We start from the raw sequence: 21,300 nt of genomic DNA, 5'->3' as shown, positions 1-21,300 counted from the left end.
CGCATGGCTCTACTCGATCCCCCCATTCGCGGCCTCGACGGCGAGGGCTCACTCCAGGTCGGGCTCGATCCTAACGACCGGATCGGCAACGCGAAGGTGTTCGCGGTGTACGGCAAGGGCGGGATCGGCAAGTCGACCACCTCGTCCAACCTCTCCGCCGCCTTCTCGCTGCTCGGCAAACGCGTGCTGCAGATCGGCTGCGACCCCAAGCACGACAGCACTTTCACGTTGACCAAGAAGCTGATGCCGACGGTGATCGACGTGCTCGAGACGGTCGAGTTCCACGCCGAGGAATTGCGGCCCGAGGATTACATGTTCGAGGGCTATAACGGCGTGATGTGCGTCGAGGCGGGCGGACCGCCGGCCGGCACCGGGTGCGGCGGCTATGTCGTCGGGCAGACGGTCAAGCTGCTCAAGCAGCACCATCTGCTCGAGGAAACCGATGTCGTGATCTTCGACGTGCTCGGCGACGTGGTGTGCGGCGGGTTCGCCGCCCCACTGCAACATGCCGAGCGCGCTGTGGTGGTCGCGGCGAACGATTTCGACAGCATCTTCGCGATGAATCGCATCGTCGCGGCGATCAAGGCCAAGGCCAAGAATTACGACGTGCGGATGGCGGGCGTGATCGCCAACCGCTCGGCGGCGACCGATGAGATCGATCGGTTCAACGCGGCCACGGGGTTGAAGCGGCTCGCGCATTTCCCCGATCTCGACGCGATCCGTCGTAGCCGCCTCAAGAAATGCACCTTGTTCGAGATGGACTCGACCCCCGAGGTCGATGCCGCCTGCCTCGAATACAAGCGCCTCGCCGCGCAGATGTGGGCTGGCTGCGAGCCGCTCGACGCACAACCGATGAAGGATCGCGAGATCTTCGAATTCCTGGGGTTCGAATGAGATGAGCACGGCGAGCTACACCCACTTCCGCGGCAATCTCGAAACCTATTTCGATCGCACCGCAGCCAAGGCGTGGGAGCAGCTCACGTCGGACGCGCCGGTCAGCGGGATCCGCGCGACGGTGCGCGCCGGGCGCACCACGATGCGCGACACGCTGCTGTCGTGGCTGCCCGCCGACATGACCGGGCTGCGCCTGCTCGATGCCGGCTGCGGCACCGGCGCGCTCGCGGTCGCGGCGGCCGAGCGCGGCGCGCAGGTGGTGGCAATCGACGTCGCGGGCAGTCTCGTCCAGATCGCGCGCGATCGCGCACCGGCGCATCTGGCGATCGACTGGCGCGTCGGCGATCTGCTCGATCCCGCGCTCGGGCATTTCGATCATGTCGTCGCGATGGATTCGCTGATCCATTACCGCGCGTTCGATATCGTCGCGGTGCTGCAACAGCTCGCCGAGCGCACGCACGGCTCGATCGTCTTCACCTTCGCCCCGCAGACGCCGCTGTTGATGGCGATGCTCGGCATGGGTCGGCTGTTCCCACGCAGTGACCGCTCGCCCGCGATCCTGCCGGTGCGCGACCGCTTGCTGCGCACGCTGATCAGCAACGCGGTCCCGACGAGCCGGATCGGGCGCGACCGGCGCATCTCGGCGAGCTTCTATACCAGCCATGCGCTCGAGATGGTGACGGCGTGAGGGACCTCTCCGCCTTGAAAGCCTCGCTCGCACCGCGCGCTCCGGCGCAGCCCGGGCGGCTCGCGACGGTGCGGAGCGGCGCGTTCTGGGGCCGACTCGGCACGCGCTTCCTGCCCTTCGCCGATGCTGCCACCACCGAACTCCCGCTCGGGCGGCTGCTGCGGCTGTCGCTGTTCCAGGTCTCTGTCGGGATGGCGGCGGTGTTGCTCACCGGCACGCTCAACCGCGTGATGATCGTCGAGCTCGGCATGGCGTCTTGGGCGGTCGCGGCGATGGTGTCGCTGCCCTTGCTGTTCGCGCCGTTGCGCGCGTTGATCGGGTTCAAGTCGGACCGGCACCAGTCGATCCTCGGCTGGAAGCGCGTTCCCTATATCTGGTTCGGCACGCTGCTCCAGTTCGGCGGCTTCGCTTTGCTCCCCTTCGCGCTGCTGGTGATGACGGGGCTCGGCCAGGGTCCGACGATCGTCGGGCAGATCGGCGCTGGGATCGCCTTCCTGATGGTCGGTGCGGGGATGCACACGACGCAGACCGCCGGCCTCGCGCTCGCCACCGATCTCGCGCCGCCCGAAAGCCGGCCGCGCGTCGTCGCGTTGCTCTATGTCATGCTCCTGCTCGGGATGATGGTCAGCGCGATCGTGATCGGCCGGCTGCTCGACAATTTCACGCCGACGCACCTCGTCCAGATCGTCCAGGGCGCGGCGGTGCTGACCGTGGTGCTAAACATCACCGCCTTGTGGAAGCAGGAAGCGCGCCGCCGCGGCGGCACCGCACCCGAGGAAAGCTCCGCTCCCTTCCGCGAGATCTGGGCGCTGTTCATCGCGCGCCCGCGCACGATGCGGCTGCTCGTCGCGACCGGGCTGGGGTCGGCCGCCTTCTCGATGCAGGACGTGCTGCTTGAGCCTTATGGCGGGCAGATCCTCGGCCTGTCGGTCGGCGCGACGACGTCGCTCACGGCTTTGTGGGCGGTCGGCATGCTCAGCGGTTTCGCGCTCGCCGCGCGCAGCCTGGCCAATGGCGGCGAACCGCACCGGCTCGCGGGCTTCGGCGGCGTCGCGGGGATCGCGGCGTTCCTGTGCGTGATCTTTGCAGCGCCGCTGCACGCGACCGCGTTGCTCGCGATCGGCGCGACGATCATCGGCTTTGGCGGCGGTCTGTTTTCGGTCGGCACGCTGACCGCGGCGATGGCGATCTCCGACAGCGCCGAACTCGACGGCCGCACCGGGCTCGCGCTCGGCGCCTGGGGCGCGGTGCAGGCGACGTGCGCGGGGGCGGCGATCGCGATCGGCGCGATCGTCCGCGACGTGACCAGCGCCGCCGCGACCGCGCGCGAGCTTGGGCCGACGCTCGCCGATCCGGCGACCGGCTACGGCGTCGTCTACGGCGTCGAGATCATCCTGCTGCTCACCACGCTCGTCGTGCTCGGGCCGCTCGTCCGCCCGGTCGCACCCTCGCAGACCATTCGCTTCGGCCTGGCCGAATTTCCGGCTTGAACCCAGGGGAGACCGCCCATGCATCCGACCCTCACGCCCGGCATCGATGTCGCACTGCTCGTCTTCTACGCCTTCGTGCTGTTCTTCATCTGCCTCGTCTTCTATCTGCGCCGCGAGGATCGCCGCGAGGGCTATCCGCTCGAGCATGAGCTGACCGGTCGGGTCGAATCCGAAGGCGGCCCCTTCCACACCGCGGTCGCCAAGACCTTCAAGCTTTCGTTCGGCCGAGGCACCGTCACCACGCCGACCAAGGGCCGCGAGCCCTTCCAGATCGCCGCACGCCAGACCGACCGCTTCACCGGCGCGCCCTATGCGCCGACCGGCAATCCGTTGATCGATGGCGTCGGCCCGGCGGCCTATGCCAACCGCGCCAAGCACCCCGACATCGACATGGAGGGTCACCCGCGCATCGTCCCGCTCGGCGCGGCGCTCGACATCACGATCGCACGGCGCGATCCCGATCCACGCGGGATGCCGATCTTCGGGTGTGACGGACGCCCCGCCGGGACCGTCACCGAGCTGTGGATCGACCGCGCCGACCGACTCGTTCGCTATCTCGCGGTCGATGGTGCCGCCGGGACCGGCGCGATCCTCGTGCCGATGATGATGGTCACGATCGACCGCCGTCGCGGGCGTGTCGCCTGCGATGCGATCACCGCCGCGCAATTCGCCGATGCTCCGCGCATCGCGACCGACACGATCACCCTATACGAGGAGGAGCGCGTGCTCGGCTATTTTGGCGGCGGTTATCTCTATGCCACCCCAGCCCGTCAGGAGCCCTTCCTGTGACCGAACATGATTACGAGCCGATCCCGGGTCTTCCCGGATTGCTGCCGCCGGGCGAGCGCATCGTGTGGCAAGGCGCGCCCGACTGGCGGGTGCTGGCGCGGTACGCCTATCATACGCGCGCCGTGACGGCCTATTTCGGCGTGCTCGGCGCCTGGGCGGTGATCGCCGCGGTCGCGCGCGGCATCCGTGGCCCCGGCGATCTGTCGGGCGTCGCGCTGACGGCGATGTTCGGGATCATCGCGGTCGGCCTGTTGCGCGCGCTCGCCTGGGGCGCGGCGCGCACGTCGCTCTATACGTTGACCAACCGCCGCGTTGTGCTCCGCATCGGTGTGGCGTTTCCCAAATGCATCAACTTGCCGCTGGCGATGATCGGTACGGTCGGCCTTGCGGTCAATCCCGACCAATCGGGCGACATCCCGCTCGCGCTCACCGGCGAGCGTCGGCTCGGCTTTCTCGCCTTGTGGCCGCACGCGCGGCCCTGGCATGTCGCGGCGGCGCAACCGATGCTGCGTGCGCTGCCCGACGCGGCGCACGTCGCTTCGCTGATCGCGCGCACGTGCCTCGAGGTTCAGCCAAGCGGTCAGGTGACGCAGCCGGTGAGCCCCGCAGCGCCTGCAAACGGCTTCGGCCAGGCGGTGGCGGCATGAGCCCCGCCCAGGCCGAGCAGCTCCCGCGCGGCGCGCTGATCCTCGCCGGGTCACTCGTCGGCTTCGCCTTCCTGCTGACCGCGACCGTCCGCATCGCGCACATCCCGCCCGCCGGCTCGCCGGCCGCGCTGCGCGAGACGACGCATGTCGCGCCGGTGCAGACGCGCACGCTGCGCTTCCTCGACGCGGCCGATCGCGGCGTGCGGATCGAGGATGTCGGCACCGGGCGGACCGCGGGGACGATCGTACCGGGGCAGCAGACGGGCTTCATCCGCGGCGTCATGCGCGGGCTCGCACGCGAGCGGCGGATGCACGGGATCGGCGGCGAGGCGCCCTTCACGCTGACGCAGTGGCGCGACGGCGAACTGACGCTGACCGACAGCGCGACGGGGCGCTCGATCGAGCTCAACGCCTTCGGCACGACCAACCGCGCCGCCTTCGCCGCGCTGCTGAGCGCCCCGGAGACGCCGCGATGAGCGCGTTCCGCCGCACCTGCTTCGACACGCCGTGCCGGATCGAGGTCGAACATAGCGACGAATTCCTCTGCGCGCATGTCGAGCTCGCCGGCGGCGTCGCGATCAACCCGGGCGACCGGGTGCGCGTGCATGGCGAACCGATCCACGTCGAGTTCGGCAGCGCGCGCGTGTTCGAGCGCATCGCGACGGTCGAACGCGCCGGGCCGATCGAGCGGCTGTGGACCAAGCTGTGCGGCCATTTCGAGATGAACGAACTGTACGAAGTCAGCTTTTCGGATCGGAGACTGTCATGAACGCCATCACGCCGATCGCGCCCGCCACGCCGCAAGGCGCCGACACGCTGGCGATCGCCCGCGAAGACACCGTGCTGTCGCCGCGCTTCTACACCACCGATTATGCCGCGATGGACCGGATCGACGTGTCGCCGGTGCGCGCCGAATGGGACCAGCTGATCGCCGAAATGGTCGCCGACCCCAATCGCCGCCATTTCCGCCGCACCAATGCGTTCGACGGCGTGATCGAAAGCCTGCCCGACGGCCTGCGCGAGGAATTCATCGATTTCCTGGTGAGCTCGCTCACCGCCGAATTCTCGGGCTGCATCCTCTATGCCGAGATCCAGAAGCGCGCGCAGAACCCCGACATCAAGGCGCTGTTCCGGCTGATGAGCCGCGACGAAAGCCGCCATGCCGGCTTCATCAACGATACGCTCAAGGACGCCGGCATCGGGGTCGATCTCAGCTTCCTGACCAAGACCAAAAGATACACCTATTTCCGACCCAAGTTCATCTTCTATGCGACCTATCTGTCGGAGAAGATCGGCTATGCGCGCTACATCACGATCTTCCGGCACCTCGCGCAGCATCCGGAATGGCGTTTCCATCCGATCTTCAACTGGTTCGAGGAATGGTGCAACGACGAGTTCCGCCACGGCGAGGCCTTCGCCATCCTGATGCGGACCGATCCCAAATTGCTGCGCGGCCACAACGTGCTGTGGATCCGCTTCTTCCTCGTCGCGGTCTATGCGACGATGTACGTGCGCGACCACAATCGCCCGGCGTTCCACAAGGCGCTCGGGATCGATCCGGACGTCTATGACCACCGCGTCTTCACGGTCTGCTCGCAGATCACGCGCCAGGTCTTCCCGCTCGTGCTCGACACCGACTCGCCGCGCTTCCGCGCCGGGCTCGAGCGGATGCGGCGGATCGCCGCCGGGATCGACGCGGCCAAGGCGCAGGGCGGGGTGATCGGCGGGATCAAGCGGGTCGGGCTGATCGGCGCTGCTGCGGTGAACTTCGCGCGACTGTATCTCACGCCGGTGCAGCGCAACGCGATCCCCGCCTCGGCCCGGCTGGTTCCGGCCTGGTGACGATCCCGCCGCTCCTGTTCGCACTCGTGATGTGGTTCATCGGGACGGCCGCGGTGGTGTGGCTCGACAGCCGACCGCGCGCGACCTTCCGCACCAGCTTCCGCCTTGCCGGCGTCATGGCTGCGGCGGCGACAGGCGCGGTGTGGTGGTCCGCCGGTGATGCGAGCTGGGGCGGCGCCTATCTCGGCTTCGCAGCGGCGATCGTGATCTGGGGCTGGCATGAAATGGGCTTCCTGATGGGATTCGTCGCCGGCCCGAACCGGCTGCCCTGCCCACCCGAAGCGACCGGCTGGACGCGGCTCAAGCTCGCGACCGCGACGGTGATCCATCACGAAGTCGCGATCGCCGCGACCGCGCTGCTGCTGTTCGCGCTGACCTGGCGTCAGCCCAACCAGAGTGCGCCGCTCACTTTCCTGCTGCTGTTCGGTTTGCGGCTCAGCGCCAAGTTCAACCTGTATCTCGGCGTGCCCAACCTCAGCGACGAAGTCTTCCCGGCGCATCTCGCCTATCTCAAGAGCTATTTCCGCAAGCGCGCGGGCAACGCGCTGCTGCCGGTGTCGGTGATCGGCTCGGGCGCGCTCGCCTGGTGGGCGTGGAGCGTCGCCGAGGCCGCGCCTGCGGAGAGCGGCGCGGCGGTCACCGCGACCTTGCTCGCGGGACTGTCGGCGCTCGGGCTCGTCGAGCATCTTTTTCTTGTGTTGCCGCTGCGCGATGCCAAACTGTGGCAATGGGCGTCGGCAAAGACCCAAGCGGCCAAAGCCGCAATAAGCGAGTAGGAGGGGTACGCCATGAACTATGAGGCATTCTTTCAGGTCGAGCTCGACGCGCTGAAGGAGGACGGGCGCTACCGCATCTTCGCCGAGCTCGAGCGCAAGGCCGGCAGCTTCCCGCGCGCGCGCCATTATGCCGAGGACGGCGTCGGCGATGTCACCGTGTGGTGCTCGAACGACTATCTCGGCATGGGGCAACACCGCAAAGTGCTCGACGCGATGCACACCACGCTCGATGCGTGCGGCGCGGGCGCTGGCGGCACGCGCAACATTTCGGGCACCACGCACGCGCATGTCGTGCTCGAGGCCGAGCTCGCCGATCTGCACGGCAAGGAAGCGGCGTTGCTGTTCACTTCGGGCTATGTCTCGAACTGGGCGGCGCTCGGCACGCTCGCCGCGCGGATGCCGAATTGCGTCGTACTGTCGGACGAACTCAACCATGCCTCGATGATCGAGGGAATCCGCCACAGCCGTGCGGAGTGCCTCCGTTTCAAGCATAGCGACCCCGCCGATCTCGACCGCAAGCTCGCACAGATCGACCCGGCGCGGCCCAAGCTCGTCGCGTTCGAGAGCGTCTATTCGATGGACGGCGACATCGCGCCGATCGCCGAGATCCTCGACGTCTGCGAGAAACATGGCGCGATGTCGTATCTCGACGAAGTCCACGGCGTCGGCCTGTACGGCCCACGCGGCGGCGGCGTCGCCGAGGAGCGCGGGCTGATGGACCGCATCACCGTGATCGAAGGCACACTCGGCAAGGCGTTCGGCGTGATGGGCGGCTATATCGCCGCCTCGGCCGCTTTGTGCGACTTCGTCCGCAGCTTTGCGAGCGGCTTCATCTTCACGACCGCGCTGCCGCCCGCGCTCGCCGCGGGTGCGACCGCGAGCATCCGGCATCTGAAAGCGAGCGGCTGGGAACGCGCGCAGCACCAGGCGCGCGTCGCGCAGGTCCGGCGACGGCTCGATGCGATCGGCATCCCGACGATCGACAATCCCAGCCACATCATTCCGGTCATGGTCGGCGACGCCAAGAAGTGCAAGATGATCAGCGACTGGCTGCTCGAGGAGCACGGCATCTATGTCCAGCCGATCAACTATCCGACGGTGCCGGTCGGCACCGAGCGGCTGCGGCTGACCCCCTCGCCGGTGCATACCGATGGCGATGTCGACAAGCTCGTCGATGCGCTGTCGGAAATCTGGTCGCAATGCGCGTTGGCGCGGCGCGCTATGGCGGCTTGAAGGGATCTAAAGCGAGGCGGCTGATTTTCCGCACAATCGCCATTTAACGTCACCCCGGCCTTGTGCCGGGGTCCACGGCTCAGCGCGGCACGGCGACTGATGCGATAGCAGCACGGTAGCCCCCGGGACGAGCCCGGGGTGACGAGTTTGTGGCGGACGGGCTACCTCTTTCGGCGTAATTCGGACCGTGCGCGCCTACTCTTCGAGCCCCTTGCGCACCCGCCGCGCGAACAGCCACGCCGCGCCAAACACCAGCGGCACCGCGCCGACCATCACCCATTCCTTCCAGGCATGCGCCGGCGCCGCGAGATAGCCGATCAGCGCCACCGCATAGTAACTGATCGCCACCACCGAGAGTCCCTCGACAGTCTGCTGCAACCGCAATTGCAGCTGGGTGCGCGTGTCCATCGATTCGAGCAGGTCGCGATTCTGCTTGGCGAGTGCGATGTCGATCCGCGTGCGCAGCAGCTCGCTCGTCCAGGCGGCGCGCTGCGACAGATCGTCGAGCCGTGCCGAGAAGCTGTCGCACGTCCGCACCGCCGGGGTCAGCCGCCGCTCGGTGAAATCCGCGAGCGTCTGATAGCCCGCGATCCGCCCGATCCCGAGCGTTTCGAGCCGGTCGAGACTGAGTTGCGCATAAGCGCGCGTCGCGCTCATCCGATAGCGCGTCTCGGCGAGCAACCGTGCGAGCTCGGCCGAGAGATAGGTCAGCTCGTCGAGCAGATTGTCGTCCTGCGTCCGCCGTTCGGAAACGGCGTGCGTCAGATCGGCGAGTCGCGCCTCGAGCCGCGAGACGTCGGGGGTGAGCCGCTGCGCCAGCGGCAGGCCGAGCAGCGCCATGTTGCGATAATTGCCGAGCTCCTGCAGCCGCAGCACGAGCTGCGACGGTTCGTCGCGCAGAAGACCATGGTCGATCAGCAGCAGCCGTCCGAACCCATCGGTGTTGAGCCTGAAGTCCGACAGCATCGTCGCCTTGCCGCTGGCGATCTGGCAGCGGATCATTGCATCGGGCGCGAACAGCCGATCGAGCTGCGCTTCGCCGGGCGGATCGGTCCCCGGGGGATAGACCGCGATCTGCGTCGCGCGGATCACCGCACCCGGCATGTCGGCGACGATATCGGGCGCCAGCGGATCGAACAGGTCGGTCGCGAACGGCTCGTCGAACGCCCCTTCGCTCAAGAAGGTATAGCTCGCGAATTCGGTATGCCGCTCGAGCACGAGCTTTGTGGTGCCGAAATCGACCACCGCATAGCGCGTGTCGGGGGCAAGGCGTGTCCCGATATGCCGCGTCACCCGCTCGAAATGCGCGGCCGCACCGCTTGCGCCTTCCTCGCCGAGCACGGTCACGATTTGCATCAGGCGGCATGGCGCCGCGAACCGCGGCAGGCGGCGGACGTGCATCTCATCGGCCAGCGCGGCACGTAAGGGATGATTATGGAAGCTCAGGCCATCCATGGGTCCGACTCCGCATCGGACACCCGCCCGCAGCCGAGCAGCTGCGGGTCGAGCACGATCATTGCCGCTGTGTCATCGCCTGCGGGTTGGCCAGCACCGCGGGCACCGCAGCCCCGGCCGCGCCGCCCTCGGGTGCAGCGGTCGGCATTGGCGGCGCCTTGAGCGTCGGGTTGGCCGCGAGCATCGAGATCCCGCCGAGTGGCTTAGACTGGCCCTGGTGGCAGGTCTGGCAATTCGCCTTGTACGGGTCGCCATGCGGCCCCTTGCGATAGGCCGGGAACACCCCCGTCAGCGAATCGATATATTCGCCGTTGATGTCGCGCACCATGCGAATGCCGTAATAGGCGGTCGCACGCTGCGGCCGGCTGAGGCTCCACGAGCGGAACGACTGGGTGTTGTGGCAATAGGTGCAGTTGACGCCGAGCGCGGTGCTCATGTGCATCATCAGGCCGTAGCTCTTCTCGGCATCCTTGATCGACACGACATGGTTGGGCGAGGGATACTGGCTGCTCGACGCGACGCGGATCTGTGCCTTGCCGTTGAGATAGGTCTGGAACGGATCATACGGCAGCGACGCATAGCCGACCGCCACGTTCGGGCTATTCTGGCCATGCTTGTTGCGCACGATCGAATCGGGATCTGCGACCCCTTCCGCGATCGCCCATTTATACGCCGGCACCGCATTGCCACGATGGCAGGTGTAGCACGTCACTCCGGTCGTCTTGACGTGGCTCGACCATTTGCCGTTGATCTGCCGCGTCATCTGCAACATCCGCCGCGCGACGATCTTGGTGTATTTCTCGTCCGACGCCATGTTGTTGGGATTGTGGCAATAATTGCAGCCCTGCTCGGGCGGCGCGACCCATTGGCTGATCGCCGCCATCAGATGGTTGAAGCGCTCGGTCGAGACATCGCCGAGCACCTTCACATTCTGATAGGTCTCTTTCGCGCGCGGTCCGCTGTCGTCGGGCAGCGCATAGGGCGGCGCGGGGATCGCGGCGGCCTTCACGGCGCTCCGCACATTGACGATCTGGTCCATCCCCGTTCCGCGATAGCCGGTCTGCTGCGTCGCCTTGGGCCCGATTTCGCAGCCGCCAAGCAGCACGGTCCCCGCCATCCCGGCTGCGCCGAGGATCTGAGCTGCGCGCGTCATTGCGATGCTCCCGGAAGAGTGGCGGGATCGATCACGCCGGTGCCCGGATAATCGGGCGCATAACCGTGCTGGATCGCCCACAGATACCAATTGTCGACCACGGTACCGGTCAGCAAAATCCCGATTCCACCGACCAGCGTGGTCAACACCGCGAACCACCAGGCCCAGCGATGGATCGATTCGTAGGTCGCGTTGAAGCCCATCGTCCAGCGCCAGAACAATGCCGCGCGCTCGGCGGCGGTGCCGCGGTCGGTGATGTGTTCGAGCTCGCGCTCGCCGCCATAGCGCCCGACCGCGAGGATCGTCGCGCCGTGCATCGCGAACAGCAGCGTCGATCCGTAGAGGAACACGATCGAGAGGCAGTGGAACGGGTTGTAGAAGAGGTTGCCGTAGCGGATCGAGAAGGCCGCGGTCCAATCCAAGTGCGGGAAGATACCGAACGGCACCGCCTCGGCCCAGCTGCCCATCAGCATCGGGCGGATGAAGCCGAGGACCAGCATCAGCCAGATCGCACTCGCAAACGCCCAGGAGACATGCGTGCCGAGCCCCAGCGCCTTGGCGCGGCGGAAGGTGCGCAGCCACCACAGCAGCACCGAGGCCGACATCGAGAAGCCGGCGATCTGCCACCAGCCACCCTTGGCGAGCGGCACGAACAGCTGGAAGCCATATTCGGGCCCGGGCGGCTCGAGCGCGAGCCACGGCAATTGCCGCGCGAACTGGACCGGGTCCCAGCCGACCGACGCCCACATATTGAGACCGACCACCTCGAAGGCGAGGAACCCGAACATGAGCGAGAGGATGCCGAGCCCGCCAAGATAGATCGGGCCGATCTGCGCATTGCCGATCTTGCCCATCCAGTAGGAGAAGCCCGGCTTGCCGATCCGCGGGAAATCATAGGGTCCAAGTGCGGGCCCCATTTCGGGCGCCCCGCGCAACTGGATTTGGGTAAAGATGTTCTGATAGCTTGCCACGCGACGTCTCCCCTCAGGACCAGATCGGCAAATTGAGCCACCAGCTCCACCATTCGGGCCAGCCGCGCGTCCAGAGCGGCCCCGAGATGATGATGCAGATCGCGCTCCAGAAGCCCGCGCTCAGCGCGAGGAACAGCCCGAGCCGGTGAATGCCGAGCGTGCCGACCGAATAGCCGATCGTGTCGCGGAAGAAGGCGTCCTCATATTCGGGCGAGCGCACCTCGCCATTGCCGATCCCGTCCTTGGGCGGGTTGGCCGCCGACAGCACCAGGCCGCCATGCAGCGCGAGCGCGAGCGTCGTCGTGAAGAAGAAGCTCACCGCGAGCATGTGCGCGGGATTGTAGTGGAAGTGGAGATATTGGTAGCCGGTGTTCGACACCCAATCGAGATGGCTGAAGATGCCGTAGGGAAAGCCGAAGCCCCACGCGCCGAGCAGCATCGGGCGGATCACGACGAGCGAGACATAGGCGAAGATCGCGACGCCGTATGCCGCGGGCACGTGATAGCCGATGCCGAGCTTGCGACAGATCTCGACCTCGCGCAGCGCCCAGGAGATGAACGATCCGACCGCGCAGATCGTGATGATCTGCCAGAAGCCGCCCTCTCGCAACGGCGCCAGCGACAGGCCATAGCGGATGTCGGGCGGCGCGATGCTGATCAGCCAGATGTTCCAGGTCGGCCCGAGCGACGCGGCATAGACGATCAACGCCGTGCCGAGCCCCGCGAACAAGGCGGTCGTCACCCCGAAGAACCCCACAAAAAAGGGCCCGACCCAAAAATCGAAAAGGTCACCGCCAAGCAGCGTGCCGCCGCGGACGCGGTATTTTCGTTCGAAACTCAGCAGCGCCATGACGCCATCCTCCACCGCCTGTCCACGGGTGATCCGTGGCACGCGAACCCCTCACGCAAATGTCCAGCTTCGAGCGGACGCGACGGCTGTCACGCCCCGTCCGCTCGAGCCCGGCGGTCGGCTACGGCGCAGCCGTCGTCGCCGGCGCGGTCGCTGCCGCAGGCGCGGTGTGCGGACCATCGAGCCAGTTGAACCGGTCGGTGCTGAGCAGGATGAAGTGGATCAGCAGCGCCAGCACGAACAGGAAGGCGAACAACGCGACGAGCGTGCGCCGCGGATCGAAAATAAGCCAAACTCTCCACATGACGTGGTCTCCTCGTTACGATGAAATATCAATGGATCCAGGGACGCCACATCCACACGAGGATATGCGCCACGATCGCGACTGCGGTGAACAAAGCGAAGCTGGTGATGAAGAGCTTGTGAAACTCCTTCGCTTCTTCCGGGGTCAAATAGGTCCCCGGCCCGAACCTTTCTTCTCGATTGTCGCTCATTGCTGCGTCTCCATACTGACGACCACGAACAGGAGCGTCAGAGGCGCTCCCCGGCTGCATCCACGCGGCACCTGCCGTGGGATCCTGGGTCCGCGCGGACGCGGAAAAGGGCATCGCGCGGTCATCCGCCGCGGCTTTCGGTGATGGCGTGCGCGAGGCGGCTCGGCGAAACCGACACCTCGCCGGCGCGGCGCGCACCACGTTCGGCGGCATCGCGGATGCGCTTGGCGGCGGAGATCCGCACCAGCACGGGCTCACGCTCGACCGCTGCGTCGAGCGCGGCCTTGGCGGCATCTTCCCACGCGACCTCGCGCTCGATCCGCGCGGGCGTGGCCTCGACCGTGTCGAGCTGGCCTGCGAGCGGGAGGATGTGGAAGAGCGCGTCGAACAGCGCGTTGCACACTTCCTGGATAAGATATGTCGCGCCGGCATAGCCCATGAACGGTGTGCCGGTGTGGCGGCGGATCACCGCGCCGGGGAAACTCGCCGGGATATAGACGCCGCGCGCGCCGGCCTCGGCCATGTACATGCGCTCGTTGAAGCTGCCGAACACGATCAGCGGCGGGTTGCTGCGGATCGCGTCGATCACCGCCTGGTTGTCAGGCTTGATCCCGGCCGAGCGCGCGAAGGCGAAGTGGCACGGCAGCCCCATGTCGCCTTCGAGAAACGCGCGGATCCCGCGCGCGTAGGTTTCGGTCGCGACGATGCCGAAGCTGGCCGTCCCGAAGAAGTCCTGCGTGACCGAGCGCCACAGATCCCAGAGCGGCTTGATCGTGGTGTGTTTCTCGCGTTCGATGAACGGCTCGGGATCGAGCCCGAGCAATTCGCCGAGCTTGCGCAGGAACAAGGTCGTGCTCTCGAGCCCGATCGGCGCCTGGAGATACGGCCGATCGAGCGCCTCGCACAGCCCGCGACCGAACTCGCGATAGAGGCAGATATTGACGCGCGCATCCGCGAGCTTGCGGACGTCGGCGAGATGACTGCCGAGCGGGAAGACCATCCCGACCTCGGCGCCGATCCCCTCGACGAGGCGGCGGATCTCGGCGATGTCCGACGGCATGTTGAAGCTGCCGTACATCGGGCCGATCAAATTGACCTTGGGGCGTTCGCCCTCCTTGAGCGGGCGCAACGCCGGCACTTTCTTGGGGCCGAACTGCGTCCACAGCCAGGTCAGCGCGCGGTCGCCCGACTGCCACTGATCCTCGTCGATCGTGCGCGGCAAAAAGCGCTGGATGTTGGTGCCCTCGGGCGTGACGCCGCCGCCGATCATCTCGGCGATCGATCCCGTCACCACCACCGCGGGCAGATCCGGATCGAGCGTCGCCCAGGCGCGCTTCATCGCGCCTTCGGTGCCGTCGCGGCCGAGCTCCTGTTCGCCGAGGCCGGTGACGACGATCGGCAATTCGTGCGGGGGCAGCGCATCGGTGTAGTGCAGCACCGAGGTGACGGGGAGATTCTCGCAACCGACCGGGCCGTCGATGATCACCTGCAGGCCCTTGATCGCGGTGAAGGCGTAGACCGCGCCCCAATAGCCGCCGGCACGATCGTGATCGAGGATCAGCGTCATACGCCGACGCTTTCTTCCGCCTTCGCGGCGGCGATTCGTTTCGCGGCGTATTTGGCCTTGAACTCGGGCCGGTCGACCGGCGTATTCTCCCACACGCCGGCCGACGGCCCCGCCCCCACCCCTTCGAAAAAGCGCGTCATCTTGTCGAAGCGCGCCTGGTTGGCGAGTGCGCCGTTGACGACGAGCGCAAGGCTTCCCGCGCCCGCCGGCCCCATCAGCGGCCGCGCCGAGATGAGGTTTGTGAAATAGAGCGCCGGAATCGCCTTCTGCTTGGCGTGCTGGACGACGGGCGTGGTGCCGATCGCGAGATCGGGGCCATATTCCTCGACCGCGGCGATATCCTGCTCAAGGCTCGCGCGATATTGCACGCGGCAGCCATGCGCCTCGAGCCAGTCGCGATCGGGATCCGACCAGATTGTCCGCGGGCAGGCGGTCCCGACATAGGGGACGTCCGCCCCGCTCTCGATCAGCAACCGCGCGACGAGCAGCTCGGAGCCTTCATAGCCCGAGACGGTGATCCGCCCCGCAATGGGTTTGGCCGCAAGCGCGCCGCGAATCGCGGGGATGAAGCGGTTCTTGGCCGCATCGACCTTTTCCTGCGCGATACCGCACGCCGCGCCGATCGCGTCGAGCCATGCCGCCGTCCCGTCCGCACCGACCGGCGCCGAGCCAATTACGCTGCGCCCAGCCGCCTCGAACTCGCGGACGCTCGCGGTGTAAAACGGATGGATTGCCGCCACCGCTGCGCAATCGAGCGCGGCGTAGAGCTCGCGCCATTCGCGCGTCGGGACGACCGGGCCGGCCGCTAGCCCCAGCGGTTCGAGCAAAAGCCCGATTCCTGGCGGGTCGGCCGGGAACATCTCGCCCAGCAGCGTCACGGTCGGCCGGTCTGCGCGTTGTTTCGGCGCGGCGACGGGGCCTTGCTCTGCCTCCTTGCGCGCATAGCTGAGCATCGCGCCGGCGAGCACGTCCTTCGCCTCGGCATGCGTCGGCACGCCGAAGCCAGGGACGTCGATCCCGATGATCCGGACGCCGTTGATCTGGTCGGGGAGCAATTGCAGCGGGACGCCGCTTGCAGTCGGCACGCACAGATTGGTGACGATCACCGTGTCGTACAGCGCCGGGTCGGCGAGTTGGTAGACGGCGTCGCGAATGTCCTCGAACAATTTGCCCGTCACCAGCGTCTCGGACGAGAAGGGCACGTAGCCGACGCTGCGTTTCGCGCCGTAGAAATGCGAGGTGAAGGTCAGGCCGTAGACGCAGCAGGCCGAGCCCGAGAGGATCGTCGCGGTGCGGCGCATGCGGAGGCCGACGCGGAGCGAGCCGAAGGCGGGGCACATCGATTGCGGCTGGTCATGCGGGCCCTTGGGATAATCGGCGTCGTAGCGTGCCAGCACGTCGGATTTGCCGGCGAGTTCGGCGGCTTCGCGCAGGGTGGCGCCGCTTGAGCAGCCGCCTTGGGCACCGGTGATATCGATCGTGTCGCGAGCGCGCGGCTCCTCCCGGGGGGGCGGGGGGGGGTCGGCCTGCGGCGCGCGATCGGCTGCCACAACGGGCCGACCCACCCCCAGCCCCTCCCTTTCAGGGAGGGGAGCAGAGACGAGGCGCGCGTCAGACGGCATCGTACACCACCTCCAGCGTCGGCTTGGCCACGTAAGCGACACCGCGCATGTCGCCCTGGCTCGCGGGTTTCAGCGTATAATCCGCGCCCGTCACATCCGCCGAAAACAGCCCAAGCAGCCCGTCCTGGTCGAGCGGGGTCGGCCGCAGCGGCGGCGCCTCGGCGACGTTGACCGCGAGCTGTTCGAACAGGCTCGCCCATTGTCCGCCGGGCTTGCCGATGATCTGATAGTTGGCGCTCTTCTTGCGGATGTCCTCGTTCGCGGGGATCGCGGTCAGCACCGGGATCCCGACGGCCTCTGCGAAGGCATTCGCCTCGCCGGTGCCGTCATCCTTGTTGAGGATCATCCCCGCGACGCCGACATTGCCGCCCATCTTGCGGAAATATTCGACCGCCTTGCAGACGTTGTTGGCGACATAGAGCGACTGGAGATCGTTCGACGCGACGACGATCACCTTCTGGCACATATCGCGCGCGATCGGCAGGCCGAAGCCGCCGCACACCACGTCGCCGAGGAAATCGAGCAGCACATAGTCGAAGCCCCATTCGTGAAAGCCCAGTTTCTCGAGCGTCTCGAACCCATGAATGATCCCGCGCCCGCCACAGCCGCGGCCGACCTCGGGACCGCCCAATTCCATCGCGAACACGCCGTCGCGCTGGAAGCAGACGTCCTCGATGCCGATCTCCTCGCCGGCGAGCTTCTTCTTGGACGAGGTCTCGATGATCGTCGGGGTCGATTTGCCGCCGAACAGCAGCGACGTCGTGTCGCTCTTGGGGTCGCAGCCGATCAGCAGCACGCGCTTGCCCTGCTGCGCCATCATGTAGCTGAGGTTCGCCAGCGCGAACGACTTGCCGCTGCCGCCCTTGCCGTAGATCGCGATGATCTGCGTTTCCTTGGTCACCGGCCCGGTCGAAACGGGATCGGGCTCGTACGCGGCTTCATCGCGCAAGGGGCCTGGGTCGAGCATCGTCATATCGCACTCCAATCGAGCACCATCTTGAGACAGGCGGGGTCGCCGAACGCGGCGGGATAGGCGTCGACTGCATCGTCGGCGGGCCGGACATGGCTGATCAGCCCGTCGAGCCGCAGCGCGCCCGATGCGATCAGCGCATTGGTCGCAGCGACATCTGCCGGGGTGAATTCGGATGAGATCCGCAGCCGCGCCTCGCGCTGGAAGGCAGGCGGGAAGGCAAAGCCGATCCGATCGTAGAATCCTGCGAGCACGATCTCGCCGCGCTTCGCCAGCCGCGGGACGATCGTATCGAGAATGTCGGGCGCGCCGCTCGCTTCGCAGATCGTCGCATAGTCGCGGCGCTCGTCCTGCGCAGGATCGATCACCGCATAGCCGCTCGCGTCGCGCCGGTCGGGATTGACCTCCCACACCATGGGCGCCGGCGCGCCGAGCGCGACCGTGATCCGCGCGGCGAGACGCCCGACGATGCCGTGTCCGATCACCAGCTCGGGCGGCGTGCCGCCCGCGACGGCGTGATAGGCGGTCGCCGCAAGCGCGGTGAGGATCCCGTCGGCGCCGAGCGACTCGTCGACCGGGATCGCGCGTGCCGAGGGGAGCACGACGCGCTGCGCCGATCCGCCGAACAGCCCGCGCGCGCCCTCATAGCAATTGGCACCGGGGACGAAGACCCATTCGCCGATCCGAGCGCGCACTTCGCCACCCGCATCGACGATCCGCCCGACCGATTCATACCCCGGCACCAGCGGATAGCCCATGCCGGGGAACGCCGGCATCTTGCCCGACCACAGCAATTTCTCGGTGCCCGCGCTGATCCCGCTCCAGGCGATCTCGATCAGCACGTCGGCAGGCCCCATCGGGTTCAATACCAGACGCCGCAGGGCAAGCCGTTCGGGCTCCTCCAATACGATCGCCAGTGTATCCACCGTGCTTCCCCTACCGCGGCCCGTTACGGGTCGTCTTGGTGTCAATCTATATGGACACTATATTTTGTCAATCGTGATTGACGCTTGGTCTTTAGCGATCTGCGATCACCACCCGACAGGTGATCGGAAGCGCGGTTGGCAGCAGCCGCGTGCGTGAAAAGCCGGCAGTCCGAAGCATCGCGCGGATCTCGGTTTCCGAGCGCGGGCGCCCCGAGCCCATCGCGAGCAGATACAGGCCGAAATAGGCGTCACCCGCTGGCTCGGCGCCGGGCGTTTGCGCCATCGGCTCGGCGATCAGCAGGCGTCCGCCGGGCGGAAGCGCTGCATGGATCGCGCGGAGCAAGGCGAGCGCGACCGAATCATCGTGGTCGTGGAGCACGCGGACCAGCGTGATGAGATCGTAGCCCCGCGGCACCGGATCGCTGCGGAAGCTGCCGGGATGGATCGTCGTGCGCCCGGCAAGCCCTGCGGCGACAAAGCGGGCGCGGGCGCGCTCGCCGACCGCTGGCAGATCGAACACGGCGAGTTCGAGCGACGCGACTCGCGCAGCGACCGACGCGACGAACCCGCCTTCGCCCCCGCCGATATCGAGCATCCGCCGGTGCCGCGCGAAGCGATAGGCGTCGAGCGTCTGCGCCGCGACGAGCGGCTGCGACGCCGCCATCAGCCGCGAATAGGGCGCGACCGACTCGGCGTCGCCGGCACCCGGCGCCTCGGCATAGCCCCAATATCCCGCGAGCGCCCCGCCGCCGCCACCCCGCCGCAGCAGCGCCACGGGATCGGCCAGATCGGCGTAGAGCAAGCCATGGTGCGCGACCATTTCGGCAATCCCGCCATTGCCGCGTAGTGCCGCGCCCGCGCTCCCCAACACCCACGCATCGCCGAGTCGCTCGACCAGTTGCAACGCCGCCGCGGCGCGCAACAGCCGCAGCGTGCCCTCAGGCGGCAGGTCGATCTGCGCGGCGAGCGCGTCGCACGTCTGCGGTCCACCGCCGAGCCGATCGAGCAGCCCGGTCGCGATGCATGCGGCAAGCGTCTGCGAATAGACGAAGCCCGCAACCAGATCGAACAGGCCGCGCGCACGCGACCGGGCTATCGGGCGCGTCAGCCAGCAGCGCGCGGCGAAGCGCTGAAAGCGCGACGACGCCAGCAGCCGGTTGCGCCAGGCCAACCAGGACGTGCGGGCCGAAAGCAGGATGGGATTGCGCAAGACAGGCTTTGACATGTCGGCATTGGTGGACGAAACTGAATGTCCAGTCGAGTGGACACAGACTGATCGAGGACTCGCCACGGTGGACAGACGCGATACAGTGCTCGTCATCGGCGCCGGAATTGGCGGCTTGGTCAGCGCGGCCTTGCTCGCGGCGCGCGGCATGTCGGTCACCGTGGTCGAAGCGGCCGCCGGCCCCGGCGGAAAGATGCGCCAAGTGATGGCGGGGGGCGCAGCGATCGACGCCGGGCCGACGGTGTTCACGCTTCGGCACGTGTTCGACGAGATCTTCGCTGCTTGCGGCAGCTCGCTCGACGCGCACATCGCGCTGACCCCCGCTGAAATTCTTGCGCGCCATGCGTGGGGCGACGACCGGCTCGATCTGTTCGCCGACCCGGCGGCAAGCGAGGCCGCGATCGGCGCGTTTGCCGGCGCGCGCGCCGCGGCGGGCTATCGCGCGTTTCGCGCCGAGGCGCGGCACATCTTCGAAACGCTCGAGGCGCCGTTCCTGCGCGCGCCGCAGACCAACCCGCTCGGGCTCACCTGGCGGATGGGCTGGCGCGGGCTGACCGACCTCAGCCGCATCCGCCCCTATGAAACGCTCTGGTCCGCGCTCGGCGACCATTTCCCCGACCCAAGGCTGCGGCAATTGTTCGGGCGCTATGCCACCTATTGCGGATCGTCGCCCTTCGATTGCCCGGCGACGCTGATGCTCGTCGCGCATGTCGAGGCGGCGGGCGTGTGGCTGATTTCGGGCGGGATGCACGCGCTCGCCAAGGCGATCGAGGCGCTGGCGATCCGGCACGGCGCGGTGTTCCGCTATGGCGAACCGGTCAGCGAGATCCTGGTCGAGCGCGGGCGCGCGAGCGGCGTGCGGCTCGCGTCGGGCGAGCGGATCGCCGCCCGCGCGGTCGTGTGCAATGCCGATCCCGCAGCGCTTGCGAGCGGCGCGTTCGGCCAGGCGGCGCGGCGCGCGGTCGCCGCGCAACCGCCCCGCGGGCGCTCGCTCTCGGCGCTGGTGTGGTGCGCAGACACCCCCGCACGCGGTTTCCCGCTGCTGCGCCACAGCGTCTTCTTCGCGCGCGACTCGGCGACCGAATTCGCCGAGCTCGCCGCCGGCCGCGTGCCCGCCGACCCGACCGTCTATGTCTGCGCGCAGGACCGCGACGCCACCACCGGCGCGGGCGCCGGCGCCTCCGAACGCATCCAGATCATCGTCAACGCCCCCGCCACCGGCGACACTTCCCCTCTTTCCCAAGCGGAGATCGAGCAATGCACGCTATCGATGCACGCCACCCTGCGCCGCGCCGGCCTGACGCTGGACTTGCCCGAACAGGCGACGGTGCTGACGACGCCGAGTGGCTTCAACGGCCTGTTCCCACGGACGGGTGGAGCCCTTTATGGACGGGCCTCGCACGGGTGGGCGGCATCCTTCCAGCGCCCCGGCAGCCGGACGCGGATCCCTGGGCTCTATTGCGCGGGCGGGAGCACCCATCCGGGCGCGGGCGTGCCGATGGCGGCCTTGTCCGGCCGGCTAGCCGTCGCCTGCCTGCTCAAGGACCGCGCTTCGACGTCCATGTCGACGCGAACGGCTATGCCTGGTGGTATGTCGATGCGGTCAGTGCCGACCGTCGTTTCGGCCTGACGATCATCGCCTTTATCGGCAGCGTGTTCTCGCCATACTACAAGCTCTCGGGGCGCGGACGGCCCGACAATCACTGCG

22 protein-coding genes are annotated in these 21,300 nt (G+C 67.5%); 11 read left to right on the top strand and 11 right to left on the bottom strand.

The features are described from left to right. Positions 1-3 precede the first annotated feature (3 nt). Genes bchL through hemA form a run of 10 tightly spaced genes read left to right on the top strand, consistent with a single transcriptional unit; the run spans position 4 to position 8,359 of the window. Positions 4-894 carry a ferredoxin:protochlorophyllide reductase (ATP-dependent) iron-sulfur ATP-binding protein gene (bchL, locus tag EAH76_RS13640; protein WP_133191447.1) on the top strand — a complete coding sequence of 297 codons (891 nt, stop codon included), beginning with the start codon at positions 4-6 and terminating at the stop codon, positions 892-894. Position 895: 1 nt separating this feature from the next. Further along, on the top strand, positions 896-1,582 hold the full coding sequence (bchM, locus tag EAH76_RS13635) for a magnesium protoporphyrin IX methyltransferase (RefSeq protein ID WP_140850812.1): 687 nt from the start codon (positions 896-898) through the stop codon (positions 1,580-1,582). Beyond that, on the top strand, positions 1,579-3,072 hold the full coding sequence (locus EAH76_RS13630; protein ID WP_140850811.1) for a BCD family MFS transporter: 1,494 nt from the start codon (positions 1,579-1,581) through the stop codon (positions 3,070-3,072). Before bchM ends, EAH76_RS13630 begins: the two co-directional genes overlap by 4 nt. Before the next feature lie 18 nt (positions 3,073-3,090). Continuing rightward, a complete protein-coding gene (gene puhA, locus EAH76_RS13625) occupies positions 3,091-3,861 on the top strand; it encodes a photosynthetic reaction center subunit H (RefSeq protein WP_140850810.1) in 771 nt (256 codons plus the stop codon). After that, a complete protein-coding gene (gene puhB / locus EAH76_RS13620; RefSeq protein ID WP_140850809.1) occupies positions 3,858-4,508 on the top strand; it encodes a photosynthetic complex putative assembly protein PuhB in 651 nt (216 codons plus the stop codon). The genes puhA and puhB overlap by 4 nt, the downstream gene beginning before the upstream one ends. Then, positions 4,505-4,984, top strand: coding sequence for a photosynthetic complex assembly protein PuhC (gene puhC / locus EAH76_RS13615; protein WP_140850808.1), 480 nt, complete (start codon positions 4,505-4,507; stop codon positions 4,982-4,984). Before puhB ends, puhC begins: the two co-directional genes overlap by 4 nt. After that, positions 4,981-5,277 carry a hypothetical protein gene (locus EAH76_RS13610; RefSeq protein WP_140850807.1) on the top strand — a complete coding sequence of 99 codons (297 nt, stop codon included), beginning with the start codon at positions 4,981-4,983 and terminating at the stop codon, positions 5,275-5,277. The genes puhC and EAH76_RS13610 overlap by 4 nt, the downstream gene beginning before the upstream one ends. Then, positions 5,274-6,350 carry a magnesium-protoporphyrin IX monomethyl ester (oxidative) cyclase gene (acsF, locus tag EAH76_RS13605; RefSeq protein WP_140850806.1) on the top strand — a complete coding sequence of 359 codons (1,077 nt, stop codon included), beginning with the start codon at positions 5,274-5,276 and terminating at the stop codon, positions 6,348-6,350. Before EAH76_RS13610 ends, acsF begins: the two co-directional genes overlap by 4 nt. Further along, complete coding sequence (gene puhE / locus EAH76_RS13600) at positions 6,347-7,126, top strand: putative photosynthetic complex assembly protein PuhE (RefSeq protein ID WP_140850805.1); 780 nt, start codon at positions 6,347-6,349, stop codon at positions 7,124-7,126. Before acsF ends, puhE begins: the two co-directional genes overlap by 4 nt. Positions 7,127-7,138: 12 nt before the next feature. Then, positions 7,139-8,359, top strand: a complete 1,221-nt coding sequence (gene hemA / locus EAH76_RS13595; protein WP_140850804.1) for a 5-aminolevulinate synthase — start codon at positions 7,139-7,141, stop codon at positions 8,357-8,359. Between the two features lie 195 nt (positions 8,360-8,554). On the opposite strand, the gene EAH76_RS13590 is transcribed toward hemA, so the two are convergent. The 11 genes from EAH76_RS13590 to EAH76_RS13540 all read right to left on the bottom strand — a co-directional run bounded on the left by EAH76_RS13590 (position 8,555) and on the right by EAH76_RS13540 (position 19,592). Further along, positions 8,555-9,814: a DUF3422 family protein gene (locus tag EAH76_RS13590; RefSeq protein ID WP_140850803.1), complete on the bottom strand. Its 1,260-nt coding sequence runs from the start codon at positions 9,812-9,814 to the stop codon at positions 8,555-8,557. A gap of 58 nt (positions 9,815-9,872) precedes the next feature. Beyond that, positions 9,873-10,967: a photosynthetic reaction center cytochrome PufC gene (gene pufC / locus EAH76_RS13585; protein ID WP_140850802.1), complete on the bottom strand. Its 1,095-nt coding sequence runs from the start codon at positions 10,965-10,967 to the stop codon at positions 9,873-9,875. After that, positions 10,964-11,938: a photosynthetic reaction center subunit M gene (pufM, locus tag EAH76_RS13580; protein ID WP_140850801.1), complete on the bottom strand. Its 975-nt coding sequence runs from the start codon at positions 11,936-11,938 to the stop codon at positions 10,964-10,966. The genes pufC and pufM overlap by 4 nt, the downstream gene beginning before the upstream one ends. Positions 11,939-11,951: 13 nt before the next feature. Further along, on the bottom strand, positions 11,952-12,788 hold the full coding sequence (gene pufL / locus EAH76_RS13575) for a photosynthetic reaction center subunit L (protein WP_140851001.1): 837 nt from the start codon (positions 12,786-12,788) through the stop codon (positions 11,952-11,954). A 121-nt stretch (positions 12,789-12,909) separates the two neighbouring features. Next, complete coding sequence (pufA, locus tag EAH76_RS13570) at positions 12,910-13,092, bottom strand: light-harvesting antenna LH1, alpha subunit (RefSeq protein WP_140850800.1); 183 nt, start codon at positions 13,090-13,092, stop codon at positions 12,910-12,912. Between the two features lie 28 nt (positions 13,093-13,120). Next, positions 13,121-13,282 carry a light-harvesting antenna LH1, beta subunit gene (gene pufB, locus EAH76_RS13565; protein ID WP_133191433.1) on the bottom strand — a complete coding sequence of 54 codons (162 nt, stop codon included), beginning with the start codon at positions 13,280-13,282 and terminating at the stop codon, positions 13,121-13,123. Between the two features lie 121 nt (positions 13,283-13,403). Next, positions 13,404-14,849, bottom strand: a complete 1,446-nt coding sequence (gene bchZ, locus EAH76_RS13560; RefSeq protein WP_140850799.1) for a chlorophyllide a reductase subunit Z — start codon at positions 14,847-14,849, stop codon at positions 13,404-13,406. Then, positions 14,846-16,471 carry a chlorophyllide a reductase subunit Y gene (bchY, locus tag EAH76_RS13555; RefSeq protein WP_431357989.1) on the bottom strand — a complete coding sequence of 542 codons (1,626 nt, stop codon included), beginning with the start codon at positions 16,469-16,471 and terminating at the stop codon, positions 14,846-14,848. The genes bchZ and bchY overlap by 4 nt, the downstream gene beginning before the upstream one ends. Next, complete coding sequence (locus EAH76_RS13550; RefSeq protein WP_140850798.1) at positions 16,461-17,444, bottom strand: chlorophyllide a reductase iron protein subunit X; 984 nt, start codon at positions 17,442-17,444, stop codon at positions 16,461-16,463. The genes bchY and EAH76_RS13550 overlap by 11 nt, the downstream gene beginning before the upstream one ends. Beyond that, positions 17,441-18,367: a chlorophyll synthesis pathway protein BchC gene (gene bchC / locus EAH76_RS13545; RefSeq protein ID WP_140850797.1), complete on the bottom strand. Its 927-nt coding sequence runs from the start codon at positions 18,365-18,367 to the stop codon at positions 17,441-17,443. The genes EAH76_RS13550 and bchC overlap by 4 nt, the downstream gene beginning before the upstream one ends. 91 nt (positions 18,368-18,458) lie before the next feature. Then, on the bottom strand, positions 18,459-19,592 hold the full coding sequence (locus tag EAH76_RS13540; protein ID WP_140850796.1) for a methyltransferase: 1,134 nt from the start codon (positions 19,590-19,592) through the stop codon (positions 18,459-18,461). A 67-nt stretch (positions 19,593-19,659) separates the two neighbouring features. On the opposite strand from EAH76_RS13540, the gene crtD reads away from it, so the two are divergent. Then, the gene (gene crtD / locus EAH76_RS13535) at positions 19,660-21,222 is read left to right on the top strand and encodes a 1-hydroxycarotenoid 3,4-desaturase CrtD (protein ID WP_241659689.1); all 1,563 of its coding nucleotides are present in this window, start codon (positions 19,660-19,662) and stop codon (positions 21,220-21,222) included. The last annotated feature ends 78 nt before the right edge of the window (positions 21,223-21,300 follow it).

This window comes from Sphingomonas glacialis, from assembly GCF_006439055.1.
Lineage (GTDB): Bacteria > Pseudomonadota > Alphaproteobacteria > Sphingomonadales > Sphingomonadaceae > Sphingomonas > Sphingomonas glacialis_A.
Note: the sequence above shows the minus strand (reverse complement) of the source record. Positions and strands in the feature narration are given on the sequence as shown.

What these genes read in the sequence shown, in the direction of transcription:
- bchL (WP_133191447.1), top strand. Translation starts at nt 4, where the DNA reads ATGGCTCTACTCGATCCCCCCATTCGCGGCCTCGACGGCGAGGGCTCA.
- bchM (WP_140850812.1), top strand. Translation starts at nt 896, where the DNA reads ATGAGCACGGCGAGCTACACCCACTTCCGCGGCAATCTCGAAACCTAT.
- puhA (WP_140850810.1), top strand. Translation starts at nt 3,091, where the DNA reads ATGCATCCGACCCTCACGCCCGGCATCGATGTCGCACTGCTCGTCTTC.
- puhC (WP_140850808.1), top strand. Translation starts at nt 4,505, where the DNA reads ATGAGCCCCGCCCAGGCCGAGCAGCTCCCGCGCGGCGCGCTGATCCTC.
- EAH76_RS13610 (WP_140850807.1), top strand. Translation starts at nt 4,981, where the DNA reads ATGAGCGCGTTCCGCCGCACCTGCTTCGACACGCCGTGCCGGATCGAG.
- acsF (WP_140850806.1), top strand. Translation starts at nt 5,274, where the DNA reads ATGAACGCCATCACGCCGATCGCGCCCGCCACGCCGCAAGGCGCCGAC.
- hemA (WP_140850804.1), top strand. Translation starts at nt 7,139, where the DNA reads ATGAACTATGAGGCATTCTTTCAGGTCGAGCTCGACGCGCTGAAGGAG.
- EAH76_RS13590 (WP_140850803.1), bottom strand. Translation starts at nt 9,814, where the DNA reads ATGGATGGCCTGAGCTTCCATAATCATCCCTTACGTGCCGCGCTGGCC.
- pufC (WP_140850802.1), bottom strand. Translation starts at nt 10,967, where the DNA reads ATGACGCGCGCAGCTCAGATCCTCGGCGCAGCCGGGATGGCGGGGACC.
- pufL (WP_140851001.1), bottom strand. Translation starts at nt 12,788, where the DNA reads ATGGCGCTGCTGAGTTTCGAACGAAAATACCGCGTCCGCGGCGGCACG.
- pufA (WP_140850800.1), bottom strand. Translation starts at nt 13,092, where the DNA reads ATGTGGAGAGTTTGGCTTATTTTCGATCCGCGGCGCACGCTCGTCGCG.
- pufB (WP_133191433.1), bottom strand. Translation starts at nt 13,282, where the DNA reads ATGAGCGACAATCGAGAAGAAAGGTTCGGGCCGGGGACCTATTTGACC.
- bchZ (WP_140850799.1), bottom strand. Translation starts at nt 14,849, where the DNA reads ATGACGCTGATCCTCGATCACGATCGTGCCGGCGGCTATTGGGGCGCG.
- bchY (WP_431357989.1), bottom strand. Translation starts at nt 16,471, where the DNA reads ATGCCGTCTGACGCGCGCCTCGTCTCTGCTCCCCTCCCTGAAAGGGAG.
- EAH76_RS13550 (WP_140850798.1), bottom strand. Translation starts at nt 17,444, where the DNA reads ATGACGATGCTCGACCCAGGCCCCTTGCGCGATGAAGCCGCGTACGAG.
- EAH76_RS13540 (WP_140850796.1), bottom strand. Translation starts at nt 19,592, where the DNA reads ATGTCAAAGCCTGTCTTGCGCAATCCCATCCTGCTTTCGGCCCGCACG.